We start from the raw sequence: 18671 nt of genomic DNA, 5'->3' as shown, positions 1-18671 counted from the left end.
GGACTCCGACGGTTTGGGAAAGTGCAGTAAATCTGAACTTTCACCGCTTGAGCGGCCACACATGTAAGGCGAAAAATCGCTGCTAGGCTGTTAAAGACAACCAAGGAGAACGTTATGAGTGATCACCATACGTACAAAAAGGTCGAACTGGTCGGTTCCTCTCCCACCAGCATTGAAGACGCCATCAACAACGCCCTGGCCGAAGCCAGCAAGAGCCTCAAGCACTTGGAATGGTTCGAAGTCACGGAAACCCGCGGACACATCGAAAATGGCCGGGCCGCGCACTTTCAGGTAACGATCAAGGTCGGTTTCCGGATTGCCAATAGCTGAGGTTCGTTGAACTTGCACGCTGGCGGAGTGCCATAGGGAGTGGCGATGCGCTATGGTCTGCGCATTACGTTTTCCAATACCTGCCCTATTTGATCCGACCAAGGAGTGCGAGCGATGAACAAGTTGATGGTGGCCCTGGGTTTGCTGAGCCTTGCCGGTGGTGCGTTTGCGGCCGGCAAGCCCTGCGAAGAGCTGAAAAGCGAAATCGCAGCGAAGCTGGACGCCAAGGGCGTGTCAGGTTATTCGCTGGAAATTATCGATAAAGGCGCAGCGGCTGAAGGACAACAAGTCGTCGGCACCTGTGAGAGCGGTACGAAGGAAATCGTCTACAAGCGCGGCTGATAGCGCGTTCAGTTCAAAGCCGACGCACAGCGTCGGCTTTTTATTGGCCGCGATTCAGCCCTTCATGACCTGCGCCAGCAACTCGTAGGAGTGCAAGCGATCGGCGTGTTCATACAGATCACTGGTGAAAATCAGCTCATCGGCCTGGGTTTGCTCGATCAGCACTTGCAGCTTGGCGCGAATTTTCTGCGGACCGCCGACCATGGCCAGCCCCAGGAAATCGCCGACCGCCTCCTTCTCATGGGGCAACCAAAGACCGTTCATGGACTCGACCGGCGGACGCTGCACCAGGCTCTGGCCGCGCATCAACGCCAGGATCCGCTGGTACACCGACGTCGCCAGGTAATCGGCCTGTTCATCGGTATCCGCAGCCACCAACGGCACGCCGAGCATCACATAGGGCTTGTCGAGCACCGCCGACGGCTTGAAGTGGTTGCGGTAGACGCGAATCGCCTCGTGCATATATCGCGGTGCGAAATGGGAGGCGAATGCGTAGGGCAAACCGCGTTCACCGGCCAATTGCGCACTGAACAGACTCGAACCCAGCAGCCAGACCGGCACGTTGGTGCCGGTGCCGGGCATGGCGATGATGCGTTGATCCGGGGTACGCGGGCCCAGGTAGCGCATCAGCTCGGCCACATCCTCGGGAAAATCGTCCGCGCTGCCGGAGCGCTCGCGACGCAGCGCCCGGGCGGTCATCTGGTCGGAACCTGGTGCGCGCCCCAGCCCCAGATCGATTCGACCCGGATAGAGGCTTTCCAACGTGCCGAACTGTTCGGCGATGATCAACGGTGCGTGATTGGGCAGCATGACGCCACCGGAGCCGACGCGAATGGTCGAAGTGCCCCCCGCCAGATAACCCAGCAGCACCGCCGTTGCCGAACTGGCGATACCGTCCATATTGTGGTGTTCGGCCACCCAGAAGCGGGTGTAGCCGTACTTTTCCACGTGCTGCGCCAAGTCCAGCGAGTTGTGCAAGGATTGAGCGGCATTGCCATCGGCGCGCACAGGCACCAGGTCGAGGGTAGAGAATTTCACGTCGGACAGCTGTTTCATGGGCCGGGATCTCCAACGGCGTTCCGGGCTTTTCCTACGGGTAAAGCCTGCCGTTTCTAAAGGTGTGTGCCATTGCAATGTGGGCATATACCCGAGTTTCAATAGTTGCGACGAAATTTCCTACTAAATTCGTCGGCTAATCGACAAGGTGAACTTTTCCAGGCGGTCTATCCTCACAACCCAGACAGTGAAAAAACACCCAGGCGCGGCGTTCGCGCCGGATCTTCAGGAGGCAGACATGGCTATCATCAAGAAAGCATCGGCTCATTGGGAAGGTGACCTGAAAACCGGTATCGGCTCGATTTCCACGGAAACCGGCGTGTTGCGCGAGGCGCCCTATGGCTTCAAGGCGCGATTCGAAGGCGGCAAGGGCACCAACCCCGAGGAATTGATCGGCGCGGCCCACGCCGGCTGCTTTTCCATGGCCTTTTCGATGATCCTCGGCGACGCCGGGCTCAAGGCCGACAGCATCGACACCAACGCTGAAGTGACCCTGGACCAGGTCGAGGGCGGTTTCGCGATCACGGCGGTCAAGCTGATACTCAAGGCGAAAATCCCCGGCGCGAGCCAGGCGCAATTCGACGAATTGAGCAAGAAAGCCAAGGAGGGGTGCCCGGTTTCCAAAGTGCTGAACGCCCAGATTACCCTGGATGCGACGTTGGTGAACTGACCCATGAAAGGGTCGCAGCCTTCGCAGGCATTGTCGAAGGCTGCGATTTCTTGAATACGGTCGAGCTGTTTACCCTGGCGCAATTATGATCGAATGAAGCTCGCAGTTTCAGCGCACAGGCAGTGCGTGCTGCCATGAGGAATTCGAACATGAAACGATCAGCCCTGGTGGTCATCGGCTGCGCATTCGCTGCATCAGCCCTTGCGGCTCCCAAATCCTGTGAGGAGCTGAAAGGGGAAATCGAAGCGAAGATCCAGGCGAACAACGTGTCGTCCTACACGCTGGAAATCGTCACCAATGACGAAGTCCACGACGAGAACATGGTGGTGGGCAGTTGCGATAACGGCACGAAGAAAATCATCTACCAGAAGAACGACCGCTAGGGAGTCCTACGGAACGCAATTGATCTGCCGTTCCTCGGCGACGATTTGACGCTTGCCGTCATAGAGCCGGGCGCTCGGCGTGAATGCCAGGTTGCGAGCCTCCAGACGATAGCGCTGGCCGGCCTCGAAATGGTCGTAACGCACGAGCATATAGCACATCCGCTCTTGGGGTTCGGCCTGCATGCCCAACCCACCCCCACTGAATACTTCGAAGTCGAAGCGCACTTTCAGTTCGTGGCTGCCCGGCGAAACCTGGAAGAACCGTCCGTCGCGCAAGCGCTGGCCGTCCAGGCTTTCAGCCATCAGCATTTTGCCGCCCGGCATGGGCGTAGCAAAATCAACCCACGCCATGTTCGGGTCGACCTGGGGCAGCGGGCTCGTTGCGCAACCGCTCATGGAGACCAGGGCCAGTAACAGCAAGGATAAGCGCATGATGAGTTTCCTTAAAACCAGGCCCTGAGCATAGCGCCAATCACGTTTGTTGGCAGCCCGCCGGCGTACCTTGCCCCACCACCTTGCGTTGCTGATCGTAAAGCTTGGCCCAAGGCCGGAAACCAATGCTGCCGGCCTGCAGCTGGTAACGTTGGCCGGCGTTGAAATCCTTGAATTTCAGGTTCAACCGGCAATCGCGCCACAGCGGCTCCGCGTCCGGGCCGATGTTGCCGGGTTCGACGGCAAACTGGTAACGCACCGTCAACTCGTGGCTGCCGGGTTGCACTTCGAAATAACGTCGGTCGACGGACATCTTGTCATCGACTTCCAGCGCCTGTAGCGCGGTGTCCTGCTGGTTGCCCAGATCGATCCACGCTTGGGATGGATCGGGGTCAGGCAAGCCGGCACAACCGGTGAGCAACAACAGGCCACTCGTCAGCATCAACACGCGCATAGCGAAGCTCCAGGCAAGCGAGATAGTCTTGTGGGCAGACTTCCCAAGGTGATTCCAATTGATCAGGCCGCGTTCAAGCCATCGGTTACTCGACCGTGTTTTCCAGATTTTGTTTCCAGGCCTCTTGCTTTTGTTACTGAACGGTTGCGCTAGCGCTGGTTACTACAGCCAACTCGTCGGCGGGCAGCTGCGGTTGTTGCAGGCCCGCGAGCCTATCGATCAGGTCATTGCCGACCCCGCCCGCGATGCCCAACTCAAGGCGCACCTGGCCCAGGCGCGCGAGGCACGGACGTTCGCCAGTAATCACCTGCATCTACCGAACAATCGAAGCTATCGCCTGTATGCGGATATTGGCCGGCCGTTCGTAGTCTGGAATGTCTTCGCCACGCCAGAGTTTTCCCTGGCACCGCACAACCATTGTTTTCCCATTGCCGGTTGCGTGGCTTATCGCGGCTATTACAGCCAGGGCGCCGCCCGCGGCGAGGCCGCGTTGCAGCGCTTGCAGGGCATGGACGTCACGATTGGTGGGGTAGAAGCCTATTCGACGCTGGGCTGGTTCGACGATCCGATCCTGAGTTCCATGATGCATTGGGGCGACGAACGCCTGGCGACGCTGATCTTTCATGAACTGGCGCACCAACGGTTTTATGTACAGGACGACACTGAATTCAATGAGTCCTTCGCCACCTTCGTCGAACAGGAAGGCACCCGACAATGGCGCGCCAGTCGTGGGCTGGCGCCGGACAATGGCAAGCAGGTGCGCCAGCGCGACCAGTTCATCCAACTGATCCTCGATACCCGCCAGCGCCTGGAAAAGCTCTACGCCCAACCCTTGCCGGCCGAGGGAATGCGCCAACGCAAAGCGGCGGAGTTCGAACGCCTGCGCACCGACTATGAGCAACTGCGCGATACCCAATGGGCAGGCGACAAACGCTACGACGCCTGGGTCTATGCGCCCTTGAACAATGCGCGATTGCTGCCGTTCGGGCTGTATGACCAGTGGGTGCCGGCGTTTGCGGCGCTGTTCAAGAAGAAGGATGGGGACTGGGTTGGGTTTTACACGGCGGTGGAACAGCTGGGCAAGTTGCCGATCGACGAGCGCAAGGCGGCCTTGAAGGTGTTGGCGGAGCCGAAGACTTCCGCGGACTAGGCGGGCGCCATCGCGAGCAAGCTCGCTCCCACATTTGTTCGTCGTTGTTCATGCCATCCAGGCTCGACGCCGTTTCAGTGTGGGAACGAGCTTGCTCGCGATAGCGGTGGGTCAGCTTGCTTCAATGGTGACGGTACTATCGCCATCGCGAGCAAGCTCGCTCCCACATTGGATGCCTCGCCACGGCCAGCAACGGCACATAAAAAAGGGCATACCGATTCATCGGTATGCCCTTTCGATTGCTGCTTTCTTCCCCCTGGCCGAGGTACTCGTCGCAATTATGGGTTAACGCTGTCTTTCAAGAACTTGCCTGGTTTGAAGGCAACGGTGTTGCTGGCCTTGATCTTTACTGGCTCACCGGTTTGTGGATTCTTGCCAGTGCGGGCGCCGCGGTGGCGTTGCAGGAAAGTGCCGAAGCCCACCAGGGTAACGCTGTCCTTGCGGTGCAGGGCGCCGGTGATTTCTTCGAGGACGGCGTTGAGGACGCGGTTGGCTTGTTCTTTGGTGAGGTCTGCTTTTTCCGCGATAGCGGCGGCGAGTTCTGGTTTACGCATGAAATGAAGCCCCTTTGACGGTTTTTTTGTTGTTATGTCCGTGCTGTTCTCTTTGGAACAGCCCCTAAGGCGCCGCAGGCTCTACTCTGCGGCAGACGGGAGTGAGGATGGCACGGTGCCGAACACCGCGCCAGTGTCCGGAAGACCTTTGTGGGACCAAAAGTAGGGTTTTTGCGACAGAACGACCAGTATTTACGCCAGCAGGGCTGGAAGCTCCTTGTTCAGCGCCAGTTTCTCCATCACTGCCGTGCCCGTCAGCGCGTAGCCCAACAGATTGCCTTGAGCGTCTCGGCACAGTGCCTTGATGTCCGCGCCCATCCCTTCGACGCTCCACACGCCTTCGCTGCCTCGCGGTGGCGGCGACACGACCAATGGGCACACCGGGGTTTTTACGGTAATCGGCATGGCACCGTAACTGACGGCAGTCGGGTTGCCGGCCAGGGTTTGGGCCAAGGCCCGGGCGCAGCTCATCAGCGGCATGACATACAGCAGGTTCAAGCCGTCGACCTCGGCGCAATCGCCCAGGGCGTAGATATTGGCGTGGGAGGTTTTCAGGTGGCGATCGACCACGACGCCGCGGTTGGCCACCAGCCCGGCGGCCGCCGCCAGGTCGATGCGTGGACGCAGGCCGACGGCCGAGACCACCAGGTCGCAGGCGATCACCTGGCCGTCGGACAGGTGCGCCTCCAGCCCATCGGCGACCTTCTGCAAGCGGTTGAGCACAGGGCCCAGGTGGAAGCGCGCGCCGAGGCTTTCCAGCCCGGCCTGGACCGCTGCCGCAGCGGCCGGATGCAGCAGCGTCGGCATGACTTGCTCGCACGGCGCCACCAACTCGACTTCGTAGCCCCCCAGGCTCAGGTCGTTGGCGAACTCGCAGCCAATCAGACCGGCACCCAGCAGCAACACCCGGCGCTTGCCGACGGCCGCAGCCCTGAAGCGCGCGTAGTCTTCCAGGTCGTTGATGGGAAAGATCAGGTCCGCCGCGTCGCCCTGTACCGGCACGCGCACGGTTTCGGCGCCCCAGGCCAGGATCAGGTCGCGGTAGTTCACCGCCTCCTCGCCAATCCACAGCCGTTTGTGGCCCGGATCGATGCCGCTGATGCGGGTGTGGGTCCGCACCTCGGCCTTGAGTTGTTCGGCCATGGCCCCCGGTTCAGCCATGCTCAAACCGTCGGCATCCTTGTTCTTGCCAAAGCCCGTGGAAAGCATCGGCTTGGAGTATGAGCGACCGTCATCCGCGGTGATCAGCAGCAGCGGGGTCTCGCTGTCGAGCTTGCGAAACTCCCGGGCCAGGTTATAACCGGCCAGCCCAGTACCGACGATGACGACAGGTGCACTCATGTTGCTCTCCATTAAATGAAACGATCAGTTGATTTCGATCATTTCGAAATCCATTTTGCCGACACCGCAGTCCGGGCACAGCCAGTCCGCCGGTACATCTTCCCAGCGAGTGCCGGGCGCGATGCCATCGTCAGGCCAGCCGTCAGCTTCGTTGTAGATCAGGCCGCAGACGATACATTGCCACTTCTTCATTCCAATACTTCCTCGAGATGTCAGGCCTTGGCCGGTATTTTCCGGCTCAGGGCCGTTTTGTACTGATCGGTCGCGCCAGATGCAAGCACGATCGGCAGGCCGCAGGCCAGGCCGGTCAAAACCCGCGACCGACATGGTAAGCTCGCGGCCTCATTTGCTGCCATTCAAGACCTCTGTGCCGCATACAAATTCGATTTTTCCTACACTCCAATGGCTGCCCCAGCACCTGCTGTCGCCCCGTCCCGATGCCGGAGTACTCGATTGGTTGTTCGACGAAGGCTCCCTGACCCGGCGCCTCACGCGCCTGTCGGACGGCCACTTCAGCGTGACCCCATTGTTCGAAGGCTGGCAGCCATTGCGCGCCGACGAATGTGCCGCGCTCGACCTGACCGAGGGCAGCGAGGGTTGGGTACGCGAGGTGTATCTGCGCGGTCGCGACCAGCCCTGGGTGTTCGCCCGCAGCGTGGCGGCGCGCAGCGCCTTGCAGGGTGACGGGTTACAGATGGACGAGTTGGGCAGCCGCTCCCTGGGCGAATTGCTGTTTTGCGACCAGGCGTTCCAGCGCCGCGCCATCGAGGTTTGCCATTACCCCGAGGCCGGCTTGCCGGAAGACGTACGCGCCAGTGGCCTGTGGGGGCGCCGTTCACGTTTCGACCGCGGTGCGTTGAGCGTGCTGGTGGCGGAAATCTTCCTGCCCCGCTTGTGGACCGTCGCCCGCGCCTATTCGGAGAATTGCTGATGTATGTGCAACTGCTCAAATCCTTGAATCGCCTGAACCCACGGGCATGGGACTTCGTGCAACTGACCCGCATGGACAAGCCCATCGGCATCTACCTGCTGTTGTGGCCGACGTTGTGGGCACTGTGGATTGCCGGTGAAGGCTCGCCGTCCATCGCCAACGTGGTGATTTTCATCCTCGGTGTGGTGCTGACCCGTGCCGGTGGCTGTGTGATCAATGACTGGGCCGACCGCAAGGTGGACGGCCACGTCAAACGCACCGAACAACGCCCGCTGGTGAGCGGCAAGATCAGTTCGAAGGAGGCGCTGGTGTTCTTCGCCGTGCTGATGAGCGTGAGCTTCCTGCTGGTGTTGTGCACCAATGCACCGACCATCCTGCTGTCCCTCGGCGGCCTGGCCTTGGCATTCAGTTACCCGTTCATGAAGCGTTATACCTACTACCCGCAAGTGGTGCTGGGGGCGGCGTTCTCCTGGGGCATGCCGATGGCGTTCACCGCCGAAACCGGGCATCTGCCGGCGGCCGCCTGGTTGCTGTACATCGCCAATCTGCTGTGGACAGTGGGCTACGACACCTATTACGCCATGACCGACCGGGACGACGACCTGCGCATCGGCGTGAAGTCCACGGCGATCCTGTTTGGCGATGCCGACCGGGTGATCATCCTGACGCTGCAAGGCCTGGCCTTGGGTTGCCTGCTGTTGGCCGGGTCTAAATTCCAACTGGGTGGCTGGTTCCACCTGGGGTTGGTGGCCGCGGCCGCGTGCTTCGCCTGGGAATTCTGGTACACCCGAGGCAGGGACCGGATGCGCTGCTTCAAGGCTTTCTTGCACAACCATTGGGCCGGCTTGGCGATTTTCGTGGGGATTGTGTTGGATTACGCGTTGCGCTGAAGCCGAGCCCGAGCACTGAACGTTAGCTCATGCCAGCATGAACCTTGGCTTATGAAAGCCTTTTGTGGCGAGGGAGCTTGCTCCCGCTGGGCTGCGGAGCGGCCCCAAGATTTTTGCGGTCGCTACGCAACCGAGCGGGAGCAAGCTCCCTCGCCACAAAAAAGTGTCTCAGCGGGACGCGTTACTTGGCCTTGGCCACTTTCCAGGCGCCGTCCATTTTGCCGTCGCCGGTCATGTCCCCGGCCTTCTTGTCCATCACGAAGGTGTACAGCGGCATGCCCTGATAGGCCCACTGCATTGAGCCATCATCGCGCTTGATCACGGTCCAGTCGCCCATGGATTTATCACCCTTCTCAGCCATCAGCGGTGGCCAGTTAGCCGCACACTTGTCATTGCATACCGACTTACCAGCCGAGTCTTTGGCAAAGGTGTAAAGGGTCATGCCCTTATGGTCGGTGAACATGCCATCCTTCTCCATTGCAGGATCGGCAGCCATCGCAACCCCAGGCAGGGCCAGAGCAACTGCCATCAGCAGGGCGTTGAAAGAAACAGTCATTTGTTTCATGGAAACCTTCTCTTGTGGTTGTCAGGATTCGGACTGAAAAGCTTAGTCCAGGATCCCCCTCGCTGCCGCCTGAGGAAATAACTGTCACACGACTGCAATAATTCCGTTATCTAATGCGGCGCAAGACAGTTAAATGACAAGAGGATTACCCCATGGTTGGCAGGAGCATTCTGATCGTCGACGACGAGGCGCCCATCCGCGAGATGATCGCCGTTGCGTTGGAGATGGCCGGCTATGACTGCATGGAAGCAGAAAACTCTCAACAGGCCCATGCCATCATCGTCGACCGCAAGCCCGACCTGATCCTGCTGGACTGGATGCTGCCCGGCACGTCAGGCATCGAACTGGCGCGACGGCTCAAGCGCGACGAGCTGACCGGTGATATTCCGATCATCATGCTCACCGCCAAGGGCGAAGAGGACAACAAGATCCAAGGCCTGGAAGTCGGCGCCGACGACTACATCACCAAGCCGTTCTCCCCACGGGAGCTGGTGGCGCGCCTGAAGGCCGTGCTGCGACGCGCCGGGCCGACCGATGGCGAAGCGCCGATTGAAGTCGGTGGCCTGCTGCTCGACCCGATCAGCCACCGCGTGACCATCGACGGCAAACCCGCCGAGATGGGCCCGACCGAATATCGTCTGCTGCAATTCTTCATGACTCACCAGGAACGTGCCTACACCCGCGGCCAACTGTTGGACCAGGTCTGGGGCGGCAACGTCTACGTCGAGGAACGCACCGTGGACGTGCACATCCGACGCCTGCGCAAGGCCCTCGGCGATGCCTATGAAAATCTGGTACAAACCGTGCGCGGCACCGGTTATCGTTTTTCGACAAAGGCCTGATCCGAGCCCTTACCGCCCGACAAGCTGACAAGGACGCGCGTCACGTGAATCAAAACTGGCATGGCACCCTGATTCGCCACATGTTGTTGCTGGTGACTGGCTGTTTGCTGATCGGCCTGATCAGCGGTTATTACGGCTGGAGCCTGGCCGCGGGCCTGGGGCTTTACCTGGCCTGGACACTCAAGCAACTGCTGCGCCTGCATGAATGGCTGCGCCTGCATCAACCCGACGAAGCCCCGCCCGACGGCTATGGCCTATGGGGTGAGGTGTTCGACAGCATCTACCACCTGCAACGGCGTGACCAGCGCGTCCGCGGGCGCCTGCAGGCGGTAATCGACCGGGTCCAGGAATCCACCGCCGCGCTGAAAGACGCGGTGATCATGCTCGACAGCGAAGGCAACCTGGAATGGTGGAACCGCGCTGCCGAGACCCTGTTGGGCCTCAAGACGCCCCAGGACAGCGGCCAACCAGTGACCAACCTGGTGCGCCATCCGCGCTTCAAGGAATATTTCGAGCAAGCCAACTACGCCGAGCCGCTGGAGATCCCTTCGCCCACCAATGACCGGTTGCGTATCCAGCTGTACATCACCCGCTACGGCAACAACGAGCACTTGATGCTGGTGCGCGACGTCACGCGCATCCATCAGCTGGAACAGATGCGCAAGGATTTCATCGCCAACGTTTCCCACGAATTGCGCACGCCGTTGACGGTGATCTGCGGCTACCTGGAGACCCTGCTCGACAACGTCGAGGAGGTGAACCCGCGCTGGAGCCGGGCCTTGCAGCAGATGCACCAGCAGAGTGGGCGCATGCAGACCCTGCTCAACGACTTATTGCTGCTGGCGAAGCTGGAAGCCACCGATTACCCGTCGGACAACCAGCCGGTGCCGATCGACGACCTGCTGCAAACCATTGTCGAAGATGCCCAGGAGCTGTCCGGTTCCAAGCAGCAGACCATCACCCTGGAAGCCGACCCGGCGGTGCAGCTCAAGGGCAGCGAGGCGGAACTGCGCAGTGCGTTTTCCAACCTGGTATTCAACGCGGTCAAGTACACGCCGGAGCAGGGCCGCATCCATGTGCGCTGGTGGGGCGACGAGCAAGGCGCGCACCTGAGCGTGCGCGATTCGGGCATCGGCATCGACAGCAAGCACCTGCCGCGCCTGACCGAACGTTTCTACCGCGTCGACTCCAGCCGCAACTCCAATACCGGTGGCACCGGGCTGGGCCTGGCCATTGTCAAACATGTCCTGCTGCGCCATCGCGCCCGCATGGAGATCAGCAGCGTGCCCGGCCATGGCAGCACGTTTACCTGTCATTTCGCCCCGGCCCAGGTGGTTCGCACACGCCTCGCTCGCCCCGCTGATTGAAAGCGCCCACTAGGCAATCGCCGAGTCAGCCGCTACATTGACTGACTTGCGCCTGCCTTTTCAGGCGCTCATTTTCAATTCCTACGACTATTCGGAACCCGCAAAACCCCATCATGGACCCTTCCCCTGGCTTGTCCCTCGTCACACTCTTCGCCGAATTCGGCATGATTCTTTTTGCTCTGATCCTGGTTCTGCTCAACGGATTTTTCGTTGCGGCCGAATTCGCCATGGTCAAGCTGCGTTCGACCCGGGTCGAGGCCATCGCCGAGCAGAACGGCTGGCGCGGGCATATCCTGCGCACCGTCCACAGCCAGCTCGACGCTTACCTGTCGGCATGCCAGCTGGGTATCACCCTGGCGTCCCTGGGCCTGGGCTGGGTCGGTGAGCCAGCGTTTGCCCACATCCTCGAGCCGTTGCTGGGCGCGATTGGCGTGCAGTCGCCGGAAGTGATCAAAGGCGTGTCGTTCTTCACCGCGTTCTTCATCATTTCGTACCTGCACATCGTGGTCGGTGAACTGGCGCCCAAATCCTGGGCCATCCGCAAACCCGAGCTGCTGTCGTTGTGGACCGCCGTGCCGCTGTACCTGTTCTACTGGGCCATGTATCCGGCGATCTACCTGCTCAACGCCAGCGCCAACGCCATCTTGCGCATCGCCGGCCAAGGCGAGCCCGGCCCCCATCACGAACACCATTACAGCCGCGAAGAACTGAAGCTGATCCTGCACTCCAGCCGGGGCCAGGACCCGAGCGACCAAGGCATGCGCGTGCTGGCCTCGGCCGTGGAAATGGGCGAGCTGGAAGTGGTGGACTGGGCCAATTCCCGGGAAGACCTGGTGACGCTGGAGTTCAACGCGCCCCTCAAGGAAATCCTGGCGATGTTCCGTCGCCACAAGTTCAGCCGTTATCCGGTGTACGACAGCGAGCGCCAGGAGTTCGTCGGCCTGCTGCACATCAAGGACCTGCTGCTGGAACTGGCGGCCCTGGACCACATCCCCGAATCGTTCAACCTGGCCGAACTGACCCGGCCGCTGGAGCGCGTGTCGCGGCACATGCCGCTGTCGCAGTTGCTGGAGCAGTTCCGCAAGGGCGGCTCGCACTTCGCCGTGGTCGAGGAAGCCGACGGCAACATCATCGGCTACCTGACCATGGAAGACGTGTTGGAAGTGCTGGTAGGCGACATCCAGGACGAACACCGCAAGGCCGAACGCGGGATCCTGGCCTACCAGCCGGGCAAGCTGCTGGTACGTGGCGACACGCCGCTGTTCAAGGTCGAGCGCCTGCTGGGGATCGACCTGGACCACATCGAAGCCGAAACCCTGGCCGGGCTGGTCTATGAAACCCTCAAGCGCGTGCCGGAAGAGGAAGAAGTGCTGGAAGTCGAAGGCCTGCGGATCATCATCAAGAAGATGAAAGGGCCGAAGATCATCCTGGCGAAGGTGTTGATGCTCGATTGAGCATCAAACTTCCCGCAAGTTGAAGGCATAACCCGCTGTGGCGAGGGAGCTTGCTCCCGCTGGGTCGCGAAGCGGCCCCAAAAGCGACGACTGCTTCGCAGCCGAGCGGGAGCAAGCTCCCTCGCCACAAAAAAGCCTCCCGAATCTACAGTGCTACTGCTTGCCCAACGCAAAGTTGGGCAAGTCGCCCACCGGTTGATTGAACTGATAGGGAATCGACACCAGCCCCAACCCGGTATTGCGCTGCACCACGAAATGCAGGTGCGGGCCTGAGCTGTTGCCGGTATTGCCCGACAACGCCAACGGCGTGCCCACCGCGACCCGCTGCCCTTCCCGTACGCTCACCGAGCCTTTCTGCAGGTGCAGGTAGACGCCCATGGTGCCGTCGTCGTGCAGCACCCGCACGAAGTTGCCCGCAGGATCATCCCCGCGGCCGGTCTGTTCGTTTTCGGTCTTGATCACCACGCCTCCTCGCGCGGCGATGATCGGCGTGCCTACGGGCATGGCGATGTCCATGGCGTAGCGGTTCTTCGGGCCGTAATGGCTATATTGGCCGTTGGCGCCTTGGCTCAGCCGGAACGGCCCGCCGCGCCAAGGCAGCGGGTATCGATAGGCCTCGGCGGCGCCTGCCGGGTCGCCCAGGGAATATTCGAACCTTGGGGTATACACCAGCGGCCGACCGGGCCGGGTAGCCGTCAGCAGCGCCAGGCGCAGGTTGCTGCGTGCCGGCAGCACCCGACGAATCGGCCGGCTCGGCGCCCCGCTGACATTGCGCAGCCCGGCGAAACTCAACTCGATCTCCACCGGCGCGTACAAATCGTTGCGCACGAACACCGCGTCCGCACCATTCTGCTTCTTGATATCGAGAAACACCTGGCGCTCCAGGCGTTCGACCATGCGGTCGCGAAACACGAACACCTGGGCGCCCTTGCTGGGACGGTCGCTATAGGACACCACGCCGTTGGCATCGGTGGATTTGTAGATGGTCATGGCCATGGCCGGGGTGGCGGCCAGGACGAGACCACAGGCGAACAGCAACGGCACGAGCATGGGCAAGAATTCTGTCGATAAATGAAGGCCTGTACAGCAGCCTAGCAGCTGGGATGGACCAGCGTAGTCGACGGATGTTTCAAAATTGGATCAACGATTGTTGTTGAGGCTGATGGCCCCATCGCGAGCAAGCTCGCTCCCACAGGGGATTTGCGTCAGGCACGCACCTGTGGCCTGCACGCATCACTGTGGGAGCGAGCTTGCTCGCGATAGCGGGCTGAAGGGCGCCGCCGAATCAGGCGCCCGGTACGAAGTGCTTCTGCGCCGTGCCGCGGGCGATTAGGCGGGAGATGTAGTCGAGCTTCTGGGGGTCTTTGTCGACGAAGCGGAACGTCAGTTGCAACCATTCGCTGTCGGGCGTCTGCTCATGGGCGACGATGGCGTGCAAATAGCCGTTGAGACGCGCGGTTTCGGCGTTGTCGCCCTGTTCCATGTCCAGCACCGCGCCTTCGAGTACTTGCGGCAGGGTGTCGGAGCGTTTGACCACCAGCAGCGCTTCCTTGAGGCTCAGGGCCTTGATCACGCATTGCTGGGTGCCACTGGACAGACGCAACTGGCCTTGGCCGCGATTGGCCGTCGAAGCGGCGGCTACCGGTGCCTTGACCGGTGGGCTGTTGAGCAGGCCACGAGCCGGGGCGGCAGCAGCAGGGACGGCCGGGGCCGACGCAACCGCCGCCACCGGCGCCTTGCCGCCCGTCAGGGCGCTGAGGGAATCATTGCCGAACGCCGAGTTCATCTTGGTCGGGGCACTGTTCATCAGCGTGTCGAGCTTGCCGACCTTGTGCAGGGCCTGCTTGACCTTGGTCAGCAGCTGTTCGTTGGTGAACGGCTTGCTGACGTAGCCGGAAACGCCGGCCTGGATCGCCTGGACCACGTTTTCCTTGTCGCCGCGGCTGGTGACCATCACGAACGGCATGCCCTTGAGACTGTCCTGCTGGCGGCACCAGGTCAGCAGTTCCAGGCCGGACATTTCCGGCATTTCCCAATCGCACAGCACCAGGTCGAACGCCTCGCGAGCCAGCAGGGCCTGGGCTTTCTTGCCGTTCACCGCGTCTTCGATACGCACGCCCGGGAAGTAGTTGCGCAGGCACTTCTTCACCAGGTCACGAATGAACGAAGCATCGTCCACGACCAACACACTGACCTTACTCATCCAGATACACCTCTAAAAAATCCCGGCAAGCATACCGCTTTTACTGATGGCACATTGCCAAAAAACCTTCAGTCACGCCGGGACTTTTCGTTCGCGGGGTGCTGCTTTCGATGAAAAAAAATCCAAAAAAAAGCCCGACCAGAAGGCCGGGCGCTTTTCTTGGCAATCTTACTTATCGTCAGTTGCGCCCGGAACATTAGCGGTTTCGGACAGGGTGCCCTCAACTTCTTCCTTCATGCGCTTGAGCCCCATATGGCGTACATCGGTGCCGCGCACCAGGTAGATGACAAGTTCCGAGATGTTGCGCGCATGATCGCCGATACGCTCCAAGGAACGCAGCACCCAGATAATGCTCAACACCCGGGAGATGGAACGCGGGTCTTCCATCATGTAGGTCGCCAGCTCGCGCAGGGCGGTCTTGTATTCGCGATCGATGATCTTGTCGTACTGGGCCACCGACAACGCCAGGTCGGCGTCGAAGCGGGCAAAGGCATCCAGCGCGTCGCGAACCATGTTGCGCACCTGGTCGCCAATGTGGCGAACCTCGACGTAACCACGCGGCGCTTCGCCTTCTTCGCACAACTGGATGGCGCGACGAGCGATCTTGGTGGCTTCGTCGCCGATCCGCTCAAGGTCGATCACTGACTTGGAGATGCTGATGATCAGCCGCAGGTCGGACGCAGCCGGCTGGCGACGGGCCAGGATACGCAGGCACTCTTCGTCGATGTTGCGTTCCATCTGGTTGATCTGGTCATCGATTTCGCGCACCTGCTGGGCCAGGCCAGAGTCGGCCTCGATCAGCGCGGTCACCGCGTCGTTGACCTGCTTTTCCACCAGCCCGCCCATGGCCAGCAAGTGACTGCGCACTTCCTCAAGCTCGGCATTGAACTGTGCGGAAATGTGGTGAGTAAGGCCTTCCTTCGAAATCATCTTGTTCGCTCCGCGAAAGTTGCAAGCTTCAAGCTGCAAGCTTCAAGCAGTTAAATGTTGATCCTGATAGCGCAGTGCGGCTATGCAGTTGCCTCGACTAGCCGTAGCGACCGGTGATGTAGTCTTCGGTCTGTTTCTTGGCCGGATTGGTGAACAGCGTATCGGTATCGCCAAATTCCACCAGTTTGCCCATGTACATGAACGCGGTGTAGTCGGACACCCGCGCCGCCTGCTGCATGTTGTGGGTCACGATGACGATGGTGAACTTGGACTTGAGCTCGTAGATCAGCTCCTCGACTTTCAGCGTCGAGATCGGGTCCAGGGCCGAGCAAGGTTCGTCGAGCAGCAGCACTTCCGGCTCCACCGCGATGGTACGGGCGATCACCAGGCGCTGCTGCTGACCACCGGACAGGCCCAGGGCCGACTCATGCAGACGGTCCTTGACCTCATCCCACAGTGCCGCGCCCTTGAGGGCCCATTCCACGGCTTCGTCGAGGACGCGCTTTTTGTTGATGCCCTGGATGCGCAGGCCGTAGACCACGTTCTCGTAGATGGTTTTCGGAAACGGGTTAGGCTTCTGGAACACCATGCCGACGCGACGACGCAGCTCGGCCACGTCTTCGCCCTTGCGGTAGATGTTGTTGCCGTAGAGGTTGATTTCACCTTCGACGCGGCAGCCGTCCACCAGATCGTTCATGCGGTTGAAGGTGCGCAGCAAGGTCGACTTGCCGCAACCCGACGGGCCGATGAACGCGGTGACGCGTTGTTTCGGGATATTCAGGCTGACGTCGTACAGCGCCTGTTTCTCGCCGTAGAACAGGTTCAGGCCGGGCACTTCGATGGCCACAGTTTCCTGGGCCAGGTCCAGGCTCTGCTTGTCGCGGCCCAGGGCCGACATGTTGATGCCGTGTGTATGTGCTTCGTGTTGCATGGGAGGCTCCCTGTGCTAACAAATTCGGTTCGGAACGCCTTTTCTGGCGGCCCCATGAAATTCCAGTGAACGCCGATCAGTGTGGGAGCGAGCTTGCTCGCGATGGGGCCATCGAGGCCGCCAAAAGCTTCGCGAGCAAGCTCGCTCCTACAGGGTCCGCGTCGACCATCAACTATCCAGTGCTTTGTATTTTTCGCGCAGGTGGTTACGGATCCACACCGCCGACAGGTTGAGGGTGGCGATCACCAGCACCAGCAGCAGTGCCGTGGCGTAGACCAACGGCCGGGCTGCCTCGACGTTCGGGCTCTGGAAGCCGACGTCATAGATATGGAAGCCAAGGTGCATGATCTTCTGGTCCAGGTGCAGGTACGGGTAGTTGCCGTCCAGCGGCAGCGACGGGGCCAGCTTCACCACGCCCACCAGCATCAACGGTGCCACTTCACCGGCGGCACGGGCCACGGCGAGGATCATCCCGGTCATCATCGCCGGGCTCGCCATCGGCAGGACGATTTTCCACAAGGTCTCGGCCTTGGTCGCGCCGAGGGCCAGGGAGCCTTCGCGCACGGTGCGCGGGATCCGCGCCAGGCCTTCTTCCGTGGCCACGATCACCACCGGCACCGCCAGCAACGCCAGGGTCAGGGACGCCCAGAGCAGGCCCGGGGTGCCGAAGGTCGGCGCCGGCAAGGCTTCGGGGAAGAACAGGCGGTCGACCGAACCACCCAGCACGTAGACAAAGAAGCCTAGGCCGAACACACCGTAGACAATGGCCGGAACGCCGGCGAGGTTGTTCACCGCGATGCGGATCAAGCGGGTCATCGTGCCTTGGCGGGCATATTCACGCAGGTAGACCGCTGCCAGCACACCAAACGGCGTGACGATCATCGCCATGATCAGGGTCATCATCACGGTGCCGAAAATCGCCGGGAAGATGCCGCCTTCGGTGTTGGCCTCACGAGGGTCGTCGCTGAGGAATTCCCAGACCTTGCTGAAGTAGAAACCCATCTTGGTGAACGTGCCCATGCCGTTTGGCTGGTAGGCGTGCACCACTTTGCCGATTTCGATTTCCACTTCCTTGCCGTTGGCATCGCGGGCCGTCAGGCTGTCGCGGTTGAACTGCGCGTGCAGGTCGGCCAGGCGCGCTTCGATGTCCTTGTAGCGGGCGTTGAGTTCGGCGCGTTCGCTTTCCAGGTCGGCCTGGGCGGCGGCGTCGAGCTTGCCGTCCAGTTCCAGTTTGCGACCGTGCAGGCGGATACGCTCCAGGCCAGCGTTGATGGCGCCGATGTCGACTTTTTCCAGGGTCTTGAGCTCGGCGGCCAACTGGTTGACGCGCTGTACCCGAGCCTGCAGTTGCGGCCAGGCGGCCTCGCCTTCGGCGATGACCTTGCCGCCTTCCTTGACGTTGACCAGGTAGCCGTAGAAATTGCCCCACTCACGACGCTCGATGGCCATCAGTTCCGGCGGCGTCGTCTGGTTGCTCAGCCAATCGCCGACGATCCAGGTGAAGTCGGTGCCGTTCAGGTCGCGGTTGCCGACCTTGATCAGTTCGCGGGTCATGAACTCGGGGCCTTCGTCCGGCACCGGCAGGCCGGCGCTTTTCAGGCGCTCACGAGGCACTTCTTCTTTCTGTACGACTTCGCCGACCACCAGGTGCGCAGGCATGCCCGGTACGTTGTAGCTGGCGTGGATCAGGTCCGCCGGCCAGAAGTGGCCCAGGCCGCGCACGGCGATCACCGCCAGCAGGCCAATGGTCATGATGACCGCGATGGACACCGCGCCACCGCTGATCCAGACGCCGGGGGCGCCGCTCTTGAACCATCCTTTCAGGGAGTTCTGTTTCACAGACTTC

General features: G+C 61.0%; 22 protein-coding genes. 10 read left to right on the top strand and 12 right to left on the bottom strand.

Annotated features, from left to right (window positions below; all coding sequences use genetic code 11):
* The first annotated feature begins 114 nt into the window (after positions 1-114).
* On the top strand, positions 115-330 hold the full coding sequence (locus ACLH0I_RS01630) for a dodecin (RefSeq protein WP_003177209.1): 216 nt from the start codon (positions 115-117) through the stop codon (positions 328-330).
* Between the two features lie 114 nt (positions 331-444).
* Positions 445-672: a DUF1161 domain-containing protein gene (locus ACLH0I_RS01625; protein WP_411386117.1), complete on the top strand. Its 228-nt coding sequence runs from the start codon at positions 445-447 to the stop codon at positions 670-672.
* 54 nt (positions 673-726) lie between these two features.
* Here ACLH0I_RS01625 and ACLH0I_RS01620 read toward each other — a convergent pair whose 3' ends face one another.
* Positions 727-1728 carry an LLM class flavin-dependent oxidoreductase gene (locus ACLH0I_RS01620; protein ID WP_411386116.1) on the bottom strand — a complete coding sequence of 334 codons (1002 nt, stop codon included), beginning with the start codon at positions 1726-1728 and terminating at the stop codon, positions 727-729.
* A gap of 238 nt (positions 1729-1966) precedes the next feature.
* On the opposite strand from ACLH0I_RS01620, the gene ACLH0I_RS01615 reads away from it, so the two are divergent.
* Complete coding sequence (locus ACLH0I_RS01615) at positions 1967-2398, top strand: OsmC family protein (protein ID WP_207967110.1); 432 nt, start codon at positions 1967-1969, stop codon at positions 2396-2398.
* 149 nt (positions 2399-2547) lie between these two features.
* On the top strand, positions 2548-2781 hold the full coding sequence (locus ACLH0I_RS01610) for a DUF1161 domain-containing protein (protein WP_250963860.1): 234 nt from the start codon (positions 2548-2550) through the stop codon (positions 2779-2781).
* 6 nt (positions 2782-2787) lie between these two features.
* Here ACLH0I_RS01610 and ACLH0I_RS01605 read toward each other — a convergent pair whose 3' ends face one another.
* Positions 2788-3213: a hypothetical protein gene (locus ACLH0I_RS01605; protein WP_411386115.1), complete on the bottom strand. Its 426-nt coding sequence runs from the start codon at positions 3211-3213 to the stop codon at positions 2788-2790.
* Positions 3214-3253: 40 nt separating this feature from the next.
* Positions 3254-3667: a hypothetical protein gene (locus ACLH0I_RS01600; RefSeq protein WP_186708216.1), complete on the bottom strand. Its 414-nt coding sequence runs from the start codon at positions 3665-3667 to the stop codon at positions 3254-3256.
* Positions 3668-3725: 58 nt separating this feature from the next.
* Here ACLH0I_RS01600 and ACLH0I_RS01595 point away from each other — a divergent pair, with 58 nt between their 5' ends.
* On the top strand, positions 3726-4817 hold the full coding sequence (locus ACLH0I_RS01595) for an aminopeptidase (protein ID WP_411386114.1): 1092 nt from the start codon (positions 3726-3728) through the stop codon (positions 4815-4817).
* A gap of 278 nt (positions 4818-5095) precedes the next feature.
* On the opposite strand, the gene ACLH0I_RS01590 is transcribed toward ACLH0I_RS01595, so the two are convergent.
* From ACLH0I_RS01590 to ACLH0I_RS01580, 3 genes are all read right to left on the bottom strand, one after another.
* The gene (locus tag ACLH0I_RS01590) at positions 5096-5371 is read right to left on the bottom strand and encodes an HU family DNA-binding protein (protein WP_003177201.1); all 276 of its coding nucleotides are present in this window, start codon (positions 5369-5371) and stop codon (positions 5096-5098) included.
* A gap of 192 nt (positions 5372-5563) precedes the next feature.
* On the bottom strand, positions 5564-6712 hold the full coding sequence (locus ACLH0I_RS01585; protein ID WP_411386113.1) for an NAD(P)/FAD-dependent oxidoreductase: 1149 nt from the start codon (positions 6710-6712) through the stop codon (positions 5564-5566).
* A 24-nt stretch (positions 6713-6736) separates the two neighbouring features.
* Positions 6737-6904: a rubredoxin gene (locus ACLH0I_RS01580; RefSeq protein ID WP_003177199.1), complete on the bottom strand. Its 168-nt coding sequence runs from the start codon at positions 6902-6904 to the stop codon at positions 6737-6739.
* Between the two features lie 175 nt (positions 6905-7079).
* On the opposite strand from ACLH0I_RS01580, the gene ACLH0I_RS01575 reads away from it, so the two are divergent.
* Positions 7080-7643 carry a chorismate lyase gene (locus ACLH0I_RS01575; RefSeq protein WP_186708222.1) on the top strand — a complete coding sequence of 188 codons (564 nt, stop codon included), beginning with the start codon at positions 7080-7082 and terminating at the stop codon, positions 7641-7643.
* Positions 7643-8533: a 4-hydroxybenzoate octaprenyltransferase gene (gene ubiA, locus ACLH0I_RS01570; RefSeq protein WP_411386112.1), complete on the top strand. Its 891-nt coding sequence runs from the start codon at positions 7643-7645 to the stop codon at positions 8531-8533. Before ACLH0I_RS01575 ends, ubiA begins: the two co-directional genes overlap by 1 nt.
* Before the next feature lie 181 nt (positions 8534-8714).
* Here the strand turns inward: ubiA and ACLH0I_RS01565 are convergent, their stop codons facing one another.
* Entirely contained in the window at positions 8715-9098 is a 384-nt protein-coding gene (locus ACLH0I_RS01565) for a hypothetical protein (RefSeq protein WP_411386111.1), read from the bottom strand.
* 152 nt (positions 9099-9250) lie between these two features.
* Here ACLH0I_RS01565 and phoB point away from each other — a divergent pair, with 152 nt between their 5' ends.
* The 3 genes from phoB to ACLH0I_RS01550 all read left to right on the top strand — a co-directional run bounded on the left by phoB (position 9251) and on the right by ACLH0I_RS01550 (position 12761).
* Entirely contained in the window at positions 9251-9940 is a 690-nt protein-coding gene (gene phoB / locus ACLH0I_RS01560; RefSeq protein WP_003177195.1) for a phosphate regulon transcriptional regulator PhoB, read from the top strand.
* 80 nt (positions 9941-10020) lie between these two features.
* A complete protein-coding gene (gene phoR / locus ACLH0I_RS01555) occupies positions 10021-11307 on the top strand; it encodes a phosphate regulon sensor histidine kinase PhoR (protein WP_411387573.1) in 1287 nt (428 codons plus the stop codon).
* A 113-nt stretch (positions 11308-11420) separates the two neighbouring features.
* A complete protein-coding gene (locus tag ACLH0I_RS01550) occupies positions 11421-12761 on the top strand; it encodes a hemolysin family protein (protein ID WP_186708230.1) in 1341 nt (446 codons plus the stop codon).
* Between the two features lie 153 nt (positions 12762-12914).
* Here ACLH0I_RS01550 and ACLH0I_RS01545 read toward each other — a convergent pair whose 3' ends face one another.
* The 5 genes from ACLH0I_RS01545 to pstA form a co-directional block, all read right to left on the bottom strand.
* Positions 12915-13811 (bottom strand): peptidoglycan DD-metalloendopeptidase family protein, encoded by an 897-nt coding sequence (locus ACLH0I_RS01545; protein WP_250963867.1) that lies wholly within the window; start codon positions 13809-13811, stop codon positions 12915-12917.
* 235 nt (positions 13812-14046) lie between these two features.
* Entirely contained in the window at positions 14047-14964 is a 918-nt protein-coding gene (locus ACLH0I_RS01540) for a response regulator (RefSeq protein WP_411386110.1), read from the bottom strand.
* Between the two features lie 168 nt (positions 14965-15132).
* A complete protein-coding gene (gene phoU / locus ACLH0I_RS01535) occupies positions 15133-15894 on the bottom strand; it encodes a phosphate signaling complex protein PhoU (RefSeq protein ID WP_186708236.1) in 762 nt (253 codons plus the stop codon).
* Between the two features lie 97 nt (positions 15895-15991).
* Positions 15992-16825, bottom strand: coding sequence for a phosphate ABC transporter ATP-binding protein PstB (gene pstB, locus ACLH0I_RS01530; RefSeq protein WP_053127038.1), 834 nt, complete (start codon positions 16823-16825; stop codon positions 15992-15994).
* Positions 16826-16993: 168 nt separating this feature from the next.
* Complete coding sequence (pstA, locus tag ACLH0I_RS01525; protein WP_411386109.1) at positions 16994-18664, bottom strand: phosphate ABC transporter permease PstA; 1671 nt, start codon at positions 18662-18664, stop codon at positions 16994-16996.
* Positions 18665-18671 lie beyond the last annotated feature (7 nt).

The sequence above is a fragment of the Pseudomonas sp. MPB03 genome, from assembly GCF_046605385.1.
GTDB classification, from domain to species: Bacteria; Pseudomonadota; Gammaproteobacteria; order Pseudomonadales; family Pseudomonadaceae; genus Aquipseudomonas; species Aquipseudomonas zanjanensis.
The sequence above is the reverse complement of the archived record's forward strand: the minus strand, read 5'-3'. Positions and strand labels throughout refer to the sequence as shown.